This window comes from Chryseobacterium sp. GVT01B (genome assembly GCF_019970045.1).
Taxonomy (GTDB): domain Bacteria; phylum Bacteroidota; class Bacteroidia; order Flavobacteriales; family Weeksellaceae; genus Chryseobacterium.
In genome coordinates this window covers 122,096-136,247 of sequence record NZ_JAHXYI010000007.1, presented here as the reverse complement: position 1 = coordinate 136,247, position 14,152 = coordinate 122,096, and the positions used below count along the sequence as shown (strand labels likewise).

The 14,152-nt window shown below is 36.4% G+C and carries 11 protein-coding genes and 14 tRNA genes; all 25 read right to left on the bottom strand.

Features of this window, described 5'->3' with window-relative positions:
* Nucleotides 1-159 precede the first annotated feature (159 nt).
* Nucleotides 160-1,104 (bottom strand): MBL fold metallo-hydrolase, encoded by a 945-nt coding sequence (locus LC457_RS17905; protein WP_223601089.1) that lies wholly within the window; start codon nt 1,102-1,104, stop codon nt 160-162.
* 167 nt (nt 1,105-1,271) lie between these two features.
* Nucleotides 1,272-2,288 (bottom strand): RNA ligase, Rnl2 family, encoded by a 1,017-nt coding sequence (locus tag LC457_RS17900; protein WP_223601088.1) that lies wholly within the window; start codon nt 2,286-2,288, stop codon nt 1,272-1,274.
* Between the two features lie 7 nt (nt 2,289-2,295).
* Nucleotides 2,296-2,859, bottom strand: a complete 564-nt coding sequence (locus LC457_RS17895; protein WP_223601087.1) for a DinB family protein — start codon at nt 2,857-2,859, stop codon at nt 2,296-2,298.
* Complete coding sequence (locus LC457_RS17890) at nt 2,859-3,230, bottom strand: cyclic-phosphate processing receiver domain-containing protein (RefSeq protein ID WP_223601086.1); 372 nt, start codon at nt 3,228-3,230, stop codon at nt 2,859-2,861. The genes LC457_RS17895 and LC457_RS17890 overlap by 1 nt, the downstream gene beginning before the upstream one ends.
* A gap of 59 nt (nt 3,231-3,289) precedes the next feature.
* Nucleotides 3,290-3,775, bottom strand: a complete 486-nt coding sequence (locus LC457_RS17885; protein WP_223601085.1) for a ribonuclease H-like YkuK family protein — start codon at nt 3,773-3,775, stop codon at nt 3,290-3,292.
* 77 nt (nt 3,776-3,852) lie between these two features.
* Nucleotides 3,853-3,923: transfer RNA gene (locus tag LC457_RS17880), tRNA-Trp, on the bottom strand.
* A gap of 164 nt (nt 3,924-4,087) precedes the next feature.
* Nucleotides 4,088-4,160 (bottom strand) — tRNA-Phe (locus LC457_RS17875).
* A gap of 70 nt (nt 4,161-4,230) precedes the next feature.
* Nucleotides 4,231-4,306 (bottom strand) — tRNA-Leu (locus LC457_RS17870).
* Between the two features lie 90 nt (nt 4,307-4,396).
* Nucleotides 4,397-4,470, bottom strand: a tRNA-Leu gene (locus tag LC457_RS17865).
* 366 nt (nt 4,471-4,836) lie between these two features.
* Nucleotides 4,837-4,908, bottom strand: a tRNA-Glu gene (locus LC457_RS17860).
* Nucleotides 4,909-4,985: 77 nt separating this feature from the next.
* A tRNA-Tyr gene (locus LC457_RS17855) sits at nt 4,986-5,072 on the bottom strand.
* Between the two features lie 458 nt (nt 5,073-5,530).
* Nucleotides 5,531-5,602 (bottom strand) — tRNA-Asn (locus tag LC457_RS17850).
* Nucleotides 5,603-5,606: 4 nt separating this feature from the next.
* Nucleotides 5,607-5,680, bottom strand: a tRNA-Ile gene (locus LC457_RS17845).
* A gap of 5 nt (nt 5,681-5,685) precedes the next feature.
* A tRNA-Glu gene (locus tag LC457_RS17840) sits at nt 5,686-5,757 on the bottom strand.
* 6 nt (nt 5,758-5,763) lie between these two features.
* A tRNA-Pro gene (locus tag LC457_RS17835) sits at nt 5,764-5,835 on the bottom strand.
* Nucleotides 5,836-5,903: 68 nt separating this feature from the next.
* Nucleotides 5,904-5,977, bottom strand: a tRNA-Arg gene (locus LC457_RS17830).
* A gap of 7 nt (nt 5,978-5,984) precedes the next feature.
* Nucleotides 5,985-6,058: transfer RNA gene (locus LC457_RS17825), tRNA-Lys, on the bottom strand.
* 73 nt (nt 6,059-6,131) lie between these two features.
* A tRNA-Ile gene (locus LC457_RS17820) sits at nt 6,132-6,205 on the bottom strand.
* Between the two features lie 8 nt (nt 6,206-6,213).
* Nucleotides 6,214-6,287: transfer RNA gene (locus LC457_RS17815), tRNA-His, on the bottom strand.
* A gap of 569 nt (nt 6,288-6,856) precedes the next feature.
* Nucleotides 6,857-6,985 (bottom strand): penicillin-binding protein, encoded by a 129-nt coding sequence (locus LC457_RS17810; RefSeq protein ID WP_142719492.1) that lies wholly within the window; start codon nt 6,983-6,985, stop codon nt 6,857-6,859.
* A 244-nt stretch (nt 6,986-7,229) separates the two neighbouring features.
* A complete protein-coding gene (locus LC457_RS17805) occupies nt 7,230-8,252 on the bottom strand; it encodes a soluble NSF attachment family protein (RefSeq protein WP_223601084.1) in 1,023 nt (340 codons plus the stop codon).
* Nucleotides 8,245-9,942, bottom strand: a complete 1,698-nt coding sequence (locus LC457_RS17800; RefSeq protein WP_223601083.1) for a nicotinamide mononucleotide transporter family protein — start codon at nt 9,940-9,942, stop codon at nt 8,245-8,247. Before LC457_RS17800 ends, LC457_RS17805 begins: the two co-directional genes overlap by 8 nt.
* Nucleotides 9,932-12,310 carry a hypothetical protein gene (locus LC457_RS17795; protein ID WP_223601082.1) on the bottom strand — a complete coding sequence of 793 codons (2,379 nt, stop codon included), beginning with the start codon at nt 12,308-12,310 and terminating at the stop codon, nt 9,932-9,934. Before LC457_RS17795 ends, LC457_RS17800 begins: the two co-directional genes overlap by 11 nt.
* Complete coding sequence (locus LC457_RS17790) at nt 12,301-13,044, bottom strand: hypothetical protein (RefSeq protein WP_223601081.1); 744 nt, start codon at nt 13,042-13,044, stop codon at nt 12,301-12,303. The genes LC457_RS17795 and LC457_RS17790 overlap by 10 nt, the downstream gene beginning before the upstream one ends.
* Nucleotides 13,017-14,150 carry an AAA family ATPase gene (locus LC457_RS17785; RefSeq protein ID WP_223601080.1) on the bottom strand — a complete coding sequence of 378 codons (1,134 nt, stop codon included), beginning with the start codon at nt 14,148-14,150 and terminating at the stop codon, nt 13,017-13,019. The genes LC457_RS17790 and LC457_RS17785 overlap by 28 nt, the downstream gene beginning before the upstream one ends.
* Nucleotides 14,151-14,152 lie beyond the last annotated feature (2 nt).

Sequence of the window (14,152 nt, the reverse complement as noted above, 5' to 3'; positions counted from 1 at the left end):
CTACAAAATCCTCACTGTCATTCTGAATACAGACTGAAAGTCTACGAACGCAGTTCATAAGTGGAATGAAGAATCTTACTCCTTAAAGAGATTCTTCCTTTGTCAGAATGACACATTCAATGTTTAATTTCGTAGTTTTTGTTTAATAAATATTTTTAATTAATTCTTACGAAACGCTCTATAAAAAGCAGTTTCAATTTCTTCCTGATCGCTTTCCGTATATCTTCTTGAAAAGTGAATTGGAATAGCTTCTTTCACCTGACATTCATTCATGATTTTTCCTGATGCAGAAGCAAAGCTGTGGTAATTGATCTTTGCAAATTCCTGATCCGTATCTTTATAAAAGCTTTCGATATACACTAGATCTGCACCTTCAAATACTATTCTGATTTTTTCATAATTGTTTTCATCTGCTGCATGATCCATGATTACGCCAAGTTTATAACCCGCATTATGGGTCAATAGATGGAACAGATCAGCTGCTTTGTAAACAGTTTCTTCAATCTCAATTTCTTTATCATCATCATTATTTTCAAAAGCGGTTTTGAGGTCGCTGATCCACTTTCCTTTTCTGAAACCGGAAGCATTTTCATTAAAGGTGACCGAATCTTTTTCTTTAAATAAGTAAGCGATAGAATCTGTTTTATGATCCAGAATAGCAAAATCAACATTGACATACTCGTCTTGGAACAGGAAGCTCTGAGTCTTTATCAACTCCAGATTCCAATGTGGTGGACGAAGGGTATAAATAGTAATTTCATCTTCTGAAACAATTTCACGAATTTCATATTCAATTGCTTTTTCATCAATCAGGTTCCAGGTGTAAGATTTTAACCTTGCTTCAACCTGTTGATGAATATTTTTTGGTCCGCAAATCACCACTTTTTCTCCGCTTCCGATCTGATGTCTGAAAATTCCATCGAAATTCGAAAAGTGATCAATGTGGGTATGACTGATAAATACAGCTGATATAGATTGTACTTCTCTCACCGTCAATAAACTTGCTTCTCCGCAATCACACAAATAATGCTTTCCTGAGTTAGGAATTTTAATTAATATACTGATGTCTTCTTTTAAAAGACTTTTTATTTCTGCCTGTAACATATTTTTTCTTTTTTAAACCATAAAAGAAAGCCTATTTTCACTTTTAACGGTTGAGATTCCTACGGAATGACAAACTTACTGCATAATGAAAATCAGGTTCTTAAACTCACGCAGCATTTATGGTTAAGTTTTATACATAAAAAAGTTTCGGTAAAAAAATACCGAAACTACACTTTAAGAGTCATCAACTCTTCTTTTATAAAATCAATTACTAAAGAATTCAACTTTTTGTTGATCCTTTTCTGCTCTTCTTTTTCAATTGCAGTAAAAGCTGCCGGAAAGTCTTTCTCGAAATCTTCTAAAATATCCTGAGCAAAAAGGCCAATCACCTTGCCTATCATTTTAGGCTGGAATTCACCAATTTTGCTGATAACATTATTCAGTCTGTTGACAGTAGCATATTTTTGGATTTCCTCCCAGATTTCCTGAGCTTTTTCGCTGAAATGAACCTGTTTCTGAACAGTTTTAGCTTCCTTTTTAACCATTTTAGCTTTTTCGACCCATTTTTCATTCTTATTTTTCAGAATAATTCTTGCACCGTTTCCAAAATATTTGGTTTTCAAGGTTTTTACGATGGTACCTTCGCACATATTGTTCTCCAATTCTGGTAATCCAAGCCAGGCCGGAATTTGTGAATTGAAAACATTGGGGAATTTCAAAGCTTCTTCCAGAGTTCCCTGAAACAAAATTTTAGCATAGAAAAATCCTGTCTCCTCAAAAATCCGATTGACAACATCTGTATTCAAATAGGTAATCCCATTCAATTTGATATCGAAAGCGTAAAATTCGTTGTAAGGGGCATACTCAATGCCTTTCTGTACCTTCACAGCATCTTTTACAGGTTCTACTTCTTTATGTTTGTAACCGCCACCGAACAGTTCACCGTAGATCACTACAGTTTCTACATCCGGGTGTATGGTTTTCACTTTCTGAAACACTTCTATTACATTTTTTCTGTAGCGTTCCAAAATCTGATGTGCATTGAAAAATTTTTCATCTTTTTCGATGAAAGCAGTTCTCTTCGCGATTTTAATTTCCTTTCCGTCGGTAAAGAAAGAGAAATTAGCTCCGTGAACTTTTTCCTGTACTATGAAAACCTCATCCCCAAAACCCTGCATCCTGATCTGTTCGATCACACGGGTCTGGTAAGCATTTTCTATAGAGTTATATGTTTTAAAAATCATTTTGTTCTTAGTTTTTAATCGTTTCTGATTCATTTTTCTTCATCTGGGTAATGTGTCGCTGAGCATGGAGTGACAGAAAATAAATATATTCATATACATTGATTTTCCCCAGTTCATTCACTGTCATTGTCGTTTTATACAAGAGTCCTTCACCATTTTTCATCACTTCCAGATAATGTAAACATTGTAGATACTGCTGGCTCATTAAACTTCTGATTTTATCCGGACCTAATTCTCCTTTCGGTTCCATATGTTCCGGTCTTATCCATTCAAAAGCACCATGTTCACCAACCCTGTCAAAGTTTTTCTTATTAAAACTGTAGTTTTTTATTTCAGATTCAAGGTCAAGATTCAAAGAATTCTTCATTGCTTTTTTGGAGCCTTTTTCAATAAGGATCAGCAAGTAAAAATTCGTAAGATAAATGTGTTCTAAAATCTGCTGAACCGTCCAGCCTCCGTTGGAAGGCTGATGATTCAAAGTTTCTTTATCTTTTTTAAACCATCCGTCTACCTCATCAAATGTGAGTTTCAGATGTGTTTTTATATCCTGAATATATCTAAAAATGTCCATTACAGTTTTTTAAAGTTTTTTAAAAGGGAAAGAATATTTTCCTTTCCTACCGGATTCATGGAGTGACTATAGAATTTTGGAAGGTCCAAATAATTGTCCATACAATATTCTACCAGCCATTTGGCGCAGTCGTATCCTGTTTTCTCAACAAATTCCTGAGAATCATGTTTGAGATAATGCTCATCGGCAAGATCATGGTCAAAAGAAATCATTTCCGGAAGTCCTTTTTCCAAAATCCTGCTGACAAACTGCTCGTAATTCCGAACGATATACCAGTCGTTTCTGAGGAAAATCTCCTGTTTGGTATAATGATATGCCTCAACAGGATATCTTATATCATCCAGAAATAGTAATCTTTTTGTTTTTTCCATGATTTAATTTTTATAATTTTTTTAAGCTTCCAACTCCCAACATCCCTCTTCCAGCTTTTTTACACCATCGTATCAGCACAGTTGGAACTTGCGAAGGCAAAAGGTTTTGCTTTAAACACATATCCCATTCCCAGAATGTATCCCATGGCATCTTTTAATGCTACATTGGATTTAAAATCCGGGTCGGTATTAATGTCTGCGTGTACCTCCATCTCCACACCATAAGTATCCAACACAGAGCAGATAGCGTATGCAATTTCCACGGATTTGTTGACCTCATTCAGCATTCGCTCTTTGATACTGATACTCTGTATTTCTCTTTCTTTTCTAATAAAGGTAAACGCTCCTTTTCCCTCACGAATAAATACTACTGCCGTAGCATAATTGATGGCATCTCCGTATACATGAGAATCTGATCCCACACATACTTTCAGACGGTGTCCGTTTGCCTGTTCGCGGATAATGGCTTCTTCTACCAGCTGTGTGATAGAGTTATGGAAAAATTTTCCGTTCATATTCTGCCATGTTTGTTGTTGCGTTTCCATTTTTTCTACATATTTTAAATTGATAAATGATTGTTGATAATTGATAAATGATAACCTGCCACTGGTTTCATCTTTTGCACTCTGAACCGGACTCGAACCAGTACCATCAGTTTTGGAGACTGAGATGCTGCCATTACATTATCAGAGTAAATTGTTAATTCATTAGGACTCGAACCTAAACTCCAAGAATCAAAATCTTGTGTGCTGCCTATTACACTATGAATCAGTTTTAATTAATTGATAAATGATGATTGATAATTGATGAAATGCCCAGCAATCATTTATTATTGATCAGTTATCATTCATATTTTGTGGAACAGACAGGAATTGAACCTGTACCTTTAGTTTTTCAGACTAACGTGCAGACCTTCTACACCACTCTTCCATGTTATAATTGATAAATGATGGTTGATAATTGATGAATTTTTATCATTGATCTCTTATCATTTATGTTTTGGTACGGGAAGAGGGACTCGAACCCTCAAAAGCTTGATCCTAAATCAAGAGTGTCTGCCATTCCACCATTCCCGCAGCTTTTTTCTCAATAATGGGTAATTGGTAATAAGTAATTTTTTATGCTGTTTAATTACTCATTATTCATTTCTTATTACTCATATTCTGTACCTCTCCCCAGATTCGAACTGGGACTTTACGGGGTTTAAAGCCGTTTTCTCTGCCAATTGGAATAGAGAGGCGTTATTTTATTAGTAATGAGTAATAGGTAATGAGTAATATTTTCTCTTTTGATTATTACTTATTGCTCATTGCTTATTACCTATGTCATGCTAGGTTTGAGAAAGCTCTGTCTGTTTATAAATTATGCCTGCTAGTATTTGTAAAGATCTTCTGCGCTTGACAAACCTTTCTCATTTCCTAATGTATTTTGTTTTAAAAAAGTAAAAGGCTGTCTATTTTTATTGACTAAAGATCTTCTGCTCTCGACAGTCCTTTTTTCTCTTTTCTTCATTTTTTGTGTGAATGGTAACTGGCCAATTTTTTTTAAAAATCTGAACTTTCATGGTATTATATCAATTCATTATTGACCAGCTATTCACATCCAGTACTCTATAAGGGAATCGAACCCTTGTTTTCTGCTCGAAAGGCAGGCGTCCTCACCGTTAGACGAATAGAGCGTTAACCCACTGACCAGGAATCGAACCTGAACAACAAGAGTACATTTCCTGCATGCTGCCATTACATTATCAGTGGTTGGTGGAAGTAGTAGGATTCGAACCTACTCAGCTATGAAGCAACAGATTTACAGTCTGCCCCGACTCTCCAACTTCGGCGTACTTCCGGATTTTTCATTTTTTCCTTAAAAAAGAAAAGGTCTGTCTTTATTGAATGTTTAATTAAAGATCTTCTGCGCTCGACAGCCTTTTTCTTTTATTAATAAAGGATATTCTTTGCTATAGATGATAAAAGATTCTTATATCTCCTATATTTTTACATTGAGATGGTTATGGGATTCAAACCCACTCAGTTTACACAACGGTTTTGCAGACCGCCCCGACTCTTTCACTTCGGCGAACCATCAGATTAAAAAAATAAAGTCTGTCTAAAATTGTTTGATATAAGAACTTCTGCGCTTGACAAACTTTATTTTTACCTAAAAATTTATAAATGATATTCTTAATTTTTAATTAATCCGGAGAGAAGAAAAGCCTGTCTGTATTTTCGTATTTGGCGTAAAGATCTTCTGCTCTCGACAAACTTTTACTTTTTCTCCTGAAACAATTAACAATTAGTTACCTGCGATTTTGGAAAGACTCGAACTTTCAACTTCCGGTTTAACAGACCGGTGCTCTGCCATTGAGCTACAAAATCATTGTAATTCCGGAAGGACTCGAACCTTCAACCTTCGGTGTATCAGACCGACACTCTAACCACTTGAGCTACGAAATCATTTGTATTCCATAAGGGGATCGAACCCTTGTCGTTCGGTAGAAAGCCGAACGCACTTACCACTATGCTAATGGAACAAATTGTCTGGAAAGCAAGATTCGAACTTGCGACCTCCCGCGTCCAAGACGGGTAAACAACCACCGTTATCTTTCCAGCTTTGGGGTTCACTTCTGTTTCTTTTCCGGGAGACAGCCGGATAGGAAATTTTCCATGAACCTTTTTGTGATTCCGAGAGGATTCGAACCTCTAACCCTGGGTTTAGAAAACCCATGCTCTATCCAGTTGAGCTACGGAACCTTTTTTGTAATCCCAGAAAGATTTGAACTTTCAACCCCCGGTTTAAAAGACCGGTGCTCTAACCATTTGAGCTATGAGATTGTTTTAATTTTGTGAATCGTCAATAATCAATTCGCTTCGCTTGTCAATTTTTAATTTACAATTCACATTTTTGTAATCCCAGAAGGAATCGAACCTTCAACCTTCGACGTATCAGGTCGATGCTCTAACCAATTGAGCTATGAGATTTTATATTTTGGGTATCCCCGGGAATCGAACCCTGTTCTCCGGTTCCACAGACCGGCGCTTTACCAAATAAGCTAAAGAAACCATAAAAAAAGCGCCTCTTTTCGGGAGGCGCTTCATATTTTTAAACGTAAGAGATCATTAGCTGACCCACGTATATAAGCACCTTTCATCCACAATTTCACTATCAAGAATACACAGAACTCCTGCCGGCTCATGTCCGAATAGTCTTGAATATTGATTGAATATGTTGTGTAACTGTTTCATTTTATTTTTGTTTGTTTCTAAATTATTTTTAATTGAATCCTGAAAACCTGTTGCTTTCAATTTTCGGTTGCAAAGTAAATATGAATTTTTGGAATCCGCAAATAAATTTTCAATTCAAATCATTGACAACCAATTAATTACGTCTTATTTTTGGAATAGAGAATTTCTGTCCGCAATATTTTGCAGATATCTTAAATACCTAAATGACTGTCTCTCACCGGGTTGCTTATCACTCTATTTTATCGTATTAAAGTTTCATTGTTAATTAAAAAATTTTCATGTTTATGGTTATTTTTTTTCATTCTAAATAATTTCTGACCTAAAAAACAAAAAACGCCTCGGTTTTCCGAGGCGTTTCTGTTGTATTTTGATTAATTTTTTACAAGTTTACAGTAAATAATTTCCAAAGTCAGCACATTTCGCCTCATTCCATATCATCTCATCATACCCGAATAATCCTTTATTAGAAGGACTTCCGAATAGTTCTGCATTGATATGTGCTCTTTGTATTGTCATAATTTTCTGGGGCAAAGATAAATCTTTTTTATTATTATTTTATAATTGTCACGATCTCTGGAAGGTTTTAGATACGCAAAGGCGCAAAATAATATTAAAAAAATATGCTTTAAGGCGCGAGGATTTTATCTGCGATAAAATTTAATACCGCTAATAATATTGTTCTGAATAATGCAAATAATTACATTGATTTAATGAAGCAAAATTTTTCTTTTAATTTTTAAATTCTTCAATTTTTAAATATTTAATTCCTAAACATTTTATTTCTTCCGGTTTTAAATCTGGAAATGTCTTTCAGAATCACTTCATCATCGGGATTAAAGTATTTCAGTTCGTTGACAATTTCTGAACGGGTAGCAACTTTTTCAGAAATGATTTCGTAGGCTATATTTCTTGTGACGGTATGTAATTTCGGATCTTTTCTAAATTCATATTTCAGAGCCTCCAGATAAGTGATCTTTTTGTGAGCCGGAGTTTTCTGATATAAATGCTGTATTTCAGATTCCAGTTTTTTAACATCAAAAATATTGGCAAAATAGTTATTCAAACAATTGAAAGCGTCTCTGTCTTCTTCCCATCCTTTCAGCAGTACTTTTTGTGCCTCTTCAGCTTTTTCCATTTTTTTACGGTATATCAGGGAAGCTTTTACCATCTGGTTATTGATTGTATAGTCATCTGCAACTATTTGATAATAATGGTGGGCATTTTTAAGATCGTTGATTTCTTTATAGAGATCACCTACTTTTTCTTTCTGCTCCATATCTTTATAAAGGTCAATTGCCTTTTTGTATTGCTTTGCCTTTTCATAGCAAACTGCTGCATCGGATTTATTGTTCAGTTTCTTAAGGTATACTACAGCTGCTTCATTATAGAACCCGCCATTTTCAAGTGTTTTTGCACCTCTGTAATTATCCTGCAACAAATTCATATAGACTCTTGCTGCTTTTTTATAATCGTTTTCCGCAATATATTTTTCGGCGAGTTCTTCGTATTTGCTACGGATTCTGTCAAAAAGTGAGTTTTCCAGATAAAAATTACTGCTTCCACTGCCTTTTCTTCCTGTTGAATTTCTGTTGTTCTGTTCTTTATCTTTTAAGGATCTGATCACAAGAAGGATAATAAAGGCTATAATTAGGAAGATTCCTAATGTTCCGACCACGCTCCAGAAGCTTTCATGGAATAGCTGGGCAAAGATTCCGATGACCTTAAATATGGCCAGCAGTACAAATGCTGCCATAAATTTGTCTATAAATTTCTGTTTATTCATCATCATCGGATTTTAAAATGGTTTTATCTTCTCTGAACAAACGGTAAAGAAGCAGCATCACACAGATCACCAGCCCCCATACAAACCAGTTATAGCCAAACATTTTTACCAACGGATAAAATAAGTATACCAGCATCGCCACAAGAATTGCTATTAAAATAAATTTCACCCAAGCAGGTACGTTATCGCCACCAAGGTTTAACGATTTATTTTTAAACAAGAACAAATACAATCCTACTCCTGCAATCATCAGGATAACCATATACATAATATCTGAAACCGGGGCTTTTTTATCCAATGGAATTCCTTCCTTCCCCACAGCTTTCACTTTTGATTTATCAATGGAAGCTGAAGAAGGGTCTACGATATCCAATGTTCCGTAAAGTTTACCCAAGGAATCAGCCATCAAAGCTTTTTTCTTTTTCAACAGAAATTTTACGACTTCCCCGTTTACAGGTTTTCCTTTGGTATACTGCTTGAGAGAATCTGAAATTTTACGTTCCAGCTTTTCAGATTTCTGTTCAAGGTGCTTTGTGATCTTTTGGGTATAAATGGTTTTAAGAGAATCCCGGCTTTGTTTTTCTTTATTCACAAGCTTTCCGATATCTCTCCCTATTTCACTGACCTCTCTTCCACCAGCTTTTTTATAATTTTCTTTGTCTTCTTTTGTTTTGGATTCTATGATCCCGGCGTGAACCAGTTCTTTGGACAACTCTTTTCTCTCCTGATGATATATAGAATCTATTTTCAGATCAATTTCTGAGGTCCCGGACTGGAAAGCAATCATATCAGAAGGAGCTTGCACAGCATTATTTTCAATTTTTCCGGAAGAGGTTGTATTTTCTTCCTGTCCGGGGTTATCTTTATCTGAAGGTAATGCTATCTTTAAGACTATTGCCGCAATAATCACCGCCCAGAATATTCTGCGAAAGTTTCTTGTTCCGGGACTTTCGGTTTTCCCTCTTGAACCTCCGCCAAATAACCCTTCCAGCCAGGTAAATTTGCCAAAGCCGTCACCTCTGGAAGTTCCCATTACATCAAGCGAAACACCCAGTTCTACTGCTCTTTCAGGATATTTTTCAATATATTGTAAGTACTTTTCTATTTCTTTTTTATTTCCGGCCATCACTTTTTTAAGGTCAAATGGGAGGTTATTCATCCATTCTTCTTCGGTTTGTTTTGGCTGTAAAGCTTCCATTACTTTTTCATCATCTATTTCAACGGTATAGCTTTCAATTTTTTGAGGAATTGAAACTCCGTTCAGCGGTTTTCTGATGTTTTCGTCTATAATACCAGGCTGTTGAATTAATGAAATCCATTCGATTTCTTCAGAGAGTTTTACGAGTCCGAATTCAGGATGCATAACCAGAAAGCGGGAATCAAGCTGTGCCCAGTCTTCTGTATTTATTTTGGGATAAAAAGTAGTGTTTTCAGGAATGAAAAGCCTGTTGTCTATACATTGAAAGTAAGCATTTCTACCTATTTCCTGCGGAGCATAATCATTAAAAACAAGAAAACAACCATACAGCACATTAGGACTGTTGGCAGGAATTGCATAAGTTCTTATCTGGCTTAAATTAATACCAAGCGTTTCCATTTCCTGAAGCCATACCACAGGTGAAGAGCCTCTGATCAAAAGCCCCTTTTTGGGATAATTATTTTTCGGGAAAGGTTTTATTCTAAGCTCCATAATCCAAAATCTGTTCTATAAACGGTTTTAAAAACCTGTCACACATATCATCCATTGTTCTTACTTTCAACAAGGCATGTTCCGGAAGATAATATTCTGATCCGCCAAATTCTGTATAGGTTGCCAAAGAGAGAAACCCATGAGCTGTGGAAGGAATAAAAAATTCTTCGATACTTTTGTTACTGCTTCGGAAAGTCAGCATTCCCCGTGAGTCTGTAATAATTTCGCTTCCATCGGGAAATGTAAATTTATTTTTGTTCTGCTCAGCAAAAATTTTAATATCATATTTATTTTTGGAAAAATCCAGTGTGTTTTCTGAAGAACTGTACAATTCATGTCCGGAAATAACCAGATTTTCATATTGATTGATTCCTATTTTGTTAAAATTATTGATAATTCTCAATCCGCTTCCCTTCAGTTTCGCAACTTCGGCTTCAGCTTTTATATTATTTTTTTCAAACTCTTTATCTTTTCCGGTAATAGGTTCTACAGAGATATTTCCCTCCATGTTTATTTTATAGTGGGTAGAATTATCCGGATGATGAAGATAAAAGCTCCGTCCAAAATAAATCAGTTTGTACGACTCCGGAATATTCATCCCTGTAAGATTCTGCTCGGAATATTCTCTTGTATTAAGGTTAAGCTTTGATATTAATTTCTGATCATGCTGATACTGGCACAGAATAAAGTGCTGCTGCTTGTTTTTTGCAAGGGCAAACTGTCCTTTAGGTTTTATGGAAATGTTATCAAACAGAACTTCACAGCCATGATGTGTTTTATAGTAATCATAGGAATGTTTGTCGTAATAATTATCAGAAAGATAAGTCTTCAATAATTGTTTTTTAGAACTAAGAATGAAAAATTCGCCATCATATAAAAACTTGGCAATCTTATTAACAGGAGTTGGAAATAAGACAGGATAATTTTGCGGAAGATCGGTTTTCTTTCCATTGAAATTATGAACGGACTGTTTCTGCTGTGGCGGATTGGCCCAAAGCTCCTGTAATGGAAGTTTTATTTTCTGAATATGTTTTCTGGCTCCTTTATGATGTTTATAAAAATTAATTTCACCATCTGATGTTGTAGTTACCAGAAACTTAAGTCTGTCTCTGTTCTGATGAACTACCCGCTGCACTTTTTCATCCTCCATATTCTCCTCATGGGTAATGAAGAACACTTCAATATCTTTTTCAGTATGTTCCTGATTAAAAAAATGTTCCAACGCTTCGGAAACTTCCAGAACCGGACTCACCTGATTGAGGTTTTCAACCACTTCCTCTACTTTATTAAGGGCAATAGGAACACCTGCCTGTCCTAGGGCAAAAACTTTACATTCAGAATGGGCTTTCGGATGTTTGATAACAGCAATTGCAGAGGCAAAAGCCAATACTTTTGGAGTTCCCCAATTTCTGAGGGAAGTATCAATGAGAATAATTCTTTCAAAAATATTTTCTTCAGGAGGAATTTCTCTTTGAATATAAAGTGCTTCATTATTGGCTACCCGATTCATGAAAACCTCATCTTCATTGGCAAATTCGGAGAGAAGCATCCTGTGAAAATCACCTTTGTTGGTCATATCAGAAATTCCTCCGATAGGTTGTTCTCCGGGAGAAAGGTGGCGCATAGGAATTTTCAGACCGCTCCATATTCTTTTGATGAGGCTTCCTACCTGAAATGTTTTTGGTTCTTCAATTAATTCTTTGATGAAATCTTTATCCGTATCTGCTGTTGTTTCTTCTTCTACCACCTCATCATCCAGCTCAGGCTCGTCGATCAAACCTTTCATTGCATCAATGATGGATTGTACTGTAGGAAATTTTTCATTCAGATTCAAAGCACTCAGATCTTTGTTTAAAGCTATTGAACCTTCGTCTTGTTTTTCTGCACTGATAGCAATTTCCTGCGGTCGTTTATAATAGATCTTTAAATAAATATCCGCATGAAGAGAGGCCACCCTGTTATGACCATTGCTGAATAAGGTCTGCAGCAGTACAATTCTGTTTTGTTTCTGCTTATAAACATTGGGAAGTGATTGGATCTTTTCAAGAAATTCAATTTGTTTTTCCACATTGAATTCAAAGTCTTCCCCACTGTAAAACTCAGCGGTATGTCTCAAAGGGCCTGTAAAATCAATATAGCCATCCTGCATAGCATACAAAACCATCAGCAACGCTCCAAAGGGAGGCCATCCCTGTGGTTGAAGTTCTTTGAGAATCTCCATCACATAAGGCCTGTAAGCTATCGCTCCCACTCCCGGAACCGAGAGGAGATTGTTTTCATGATAACCGGAATCACCGGGAACATCTTCATCAGTTTTCCATTCCCAAAAGTAATTTTCATAGGACTGGAAATAGAACTTTAATTCCATTCTCTTGATTTTTCTGTAAGACGGAATGAACTTATAGATAAAGGACGGAAATCTGTTTCTTTTATTAAAAGATAATTCCCGTTTTCATCCCAAAGTAGCCATCCTTCCGGCTCATTATTATATTTCTGCTGTAAAAGCGTACTCAGATTTTTAAATTCAAAATCCAGACCGGCCGGCAATAAATGTCTGTCTTTTGTCCAATAGGTTTTTCCGGGAAAGCTTAATAATGGAATGCCTATAAACAGGGCTTTATTTCCTAAAACAGTCCATTTTATTTTTTCCAGTTTAAACTTTGGTAATGCTGCTATACTTTCTTTAATATCAGCAATATTGCTTAATAAAGCGATTACAGGCTTCTCTTCATTACTTTCTTTTAATCTTACCCGAACCTGTTCCTGAATTCCAAAATAGTTTTGATTGGAAGGTGGGAAAGTAAGCTGTAATGCCTTGTCTATGGATATCCAAAGTAATGCTGTCCTCATTTTTTTACTCGGAACCAAAGCTTCTTTCCTGAATAAAAGGCCATCACGAAGCTCATACAGGATAAAGTCCGGTAACTGCTGTACTTCCGGAGATTCTGCCTGTTCATCGGTAAAGCCTTTCAGCCAGATTGTTTCTTCATCCAATGCAATCTGAATGTTTTTCCAGTCTCTGATGGAGCCCAGAAAGTCTTCATCGGCACGGGGAAGTTCTGCCCAGAATTCTTTTAAACGCTTTGAAGGATCTTCTGCCATAAGCTTTCAATTTCTTGCTGGATATACTGCTTCTGTTCAGGATTTCTGATCCAGTCACAACGGGTCTGCAGGTATCTCAGTTTATCTTTTATTACATTCTGTTCTTCAAAGCTCAGCATTCCGCCATTCCATTTTTCCACAAGAATTGTCACATCTTTCATGACTTCCTCGGGATTGGGAGTTTTGTTGTGCATCGCCTGTGGATGAGAGTCCGGATGATCGTCTTTCTCTATGGTCCTGTTGATAATTCCCTCCAGAATTTCAATCTGTTCTTCGGTATCCCAGATATGCTTCAATACCCAGAGGTCAGAAAGCACGGCTTCTTTTCTTCCACAGATCAGGGCACTTGCAGCAATCAGGTTCTGAAGCTTCACGGCTCTACGGTCTGAGATGGCAATTCCTGTATTCCGAAGACTCATAATGGTATTCAGATAAACTTCATAGATTGGTTTAAGGTCTATGGTTCTGCACAGGTTCTGAAGCTGCCTGATCTCATCGGCATGGATTTCCGGAATTTCCACTTCTTCCTGGTTCTCCAGTTTTCTTCCGGCTAAAAGCACCTGTTGTAACAGTTCAGGTTTTACATAATCTACATTAATTCTCACCAGAAAACGGTCAAACAACGCGTTCAATGCTTCATCTTCGGGAAGAACGTTACTTGCCCCCACAAACATCAGTGCAGGTAAGTGTTTTGTTTCTTTACCTCTTTTAAAAATCTTCTCGTTAAGTGCCATCAGAAGGGAATTCAGAATAGCAGAGTTGGCGTTGAAGATTTCATCCAGGAAAACCATGGAAGCTTCAGGCATCATTCCTTCCGTATTGGTCAGAAGTTCTCCTTCTTTCAGTTTTCTGATATCAAAAGGTCCGAAGATCTCGTTCGGTTCTGTAAAACGGGTTAATAAATATTCAAAGTTTTTGCCATCTTTTACGGTTTTTGCCAACGTTCTGACAATCGCCGATTTTGCCGTACCCGGAGGACCGTATAAAAAAGCATTTTCTCTTGCCAAAAGGCAGATTCCCAACAGATCTACGACATCACTTTTACCTACAAAGGTTTCTTTTACGTAGGTAAGGACTGTATTGAGTTGATTGATATTCTGGTTCATTG

Excerpts from the sequence above, each read along its gene's own strand:
- LC457_RS17905 (WP_223601089.1), bottom strand. The coding sequence starts at position 1,104 with ATGTTACAGGCAGAAATAAAAAGTCTTTTAAAAGAAGACATCAGTATA.
- LC457_RS17900 (WP_223601088.1), bottom strand. The coding sequence starts at position 2,288 with ATGATTTTTAAAACATATAACTCTATAGAAAATGCTTACCAGACCCGT.
- LC457_RS17895 (WP_223601087.1), bottom strand. The coding sequence starts at position 2,859 with ATGGACATTTTTAGATATATTCAGGATATAAAAACACATCTGAAACTC.
- LC457_RS17890 (WP_223601086.1), bottom strand. The coding sequence starts at position 3,230 with ATGGAAAAAACAAAAAGATTACTATTTCTGGATGATATAAGATATCCT.
- LC457_RS17885 (WP_223601085.1), bottom strand. The coding sequence starts at position 3,775 with ATGGAAACGCAACAACAAACATGGCAGAATATGAACGGAAAATTTTTC.
- LC457_RS17810 (WP_142719492.1), bottom strand. The coding sequence starts at position 6,985 with ATGACAATACAAAGAGCACATATCAATGCAGAACTATTCGGAAGTCCT.
- LC457_RS17805 (WP_223601084.1), bottom strand. The coding sequence starts at position 8,252 with ATGAATAAACAGAAATTTATAGACAAATTTATGGCAGCATTTGTACTG.
- LC457_RS17800 (WP_223601083.1), bottom strand. The coding sequence starts at position 9,942 with ATGGAGCTTAGAATAAAACCTTTCCCGAAAAATAATTATCCCAAAAAG.
- LC457_RS17795 (WP_223601082.1), bottom strand. The coding sequence starts at position 12,310 with ATGGAATTAAAGTTCTATTTCCAGTCCTATGAAAATTACTTTTGGGAA.
- LC457_RS17790 (WP_223601081.1), bottom strand. The coding sequence starts at position 13,044 with ATGGCAGAAGATCCTTCAAAGCGTTTAAAAGAATTCTGGGCAGAACTT.
- LC457_RS17785 (WP_223601080.1), bottom strand. The coding sequence starts at position 14,150 with ATGAACCAGAATATCAATCAACTCAATACAGTCCTTACCTACGTAAAA.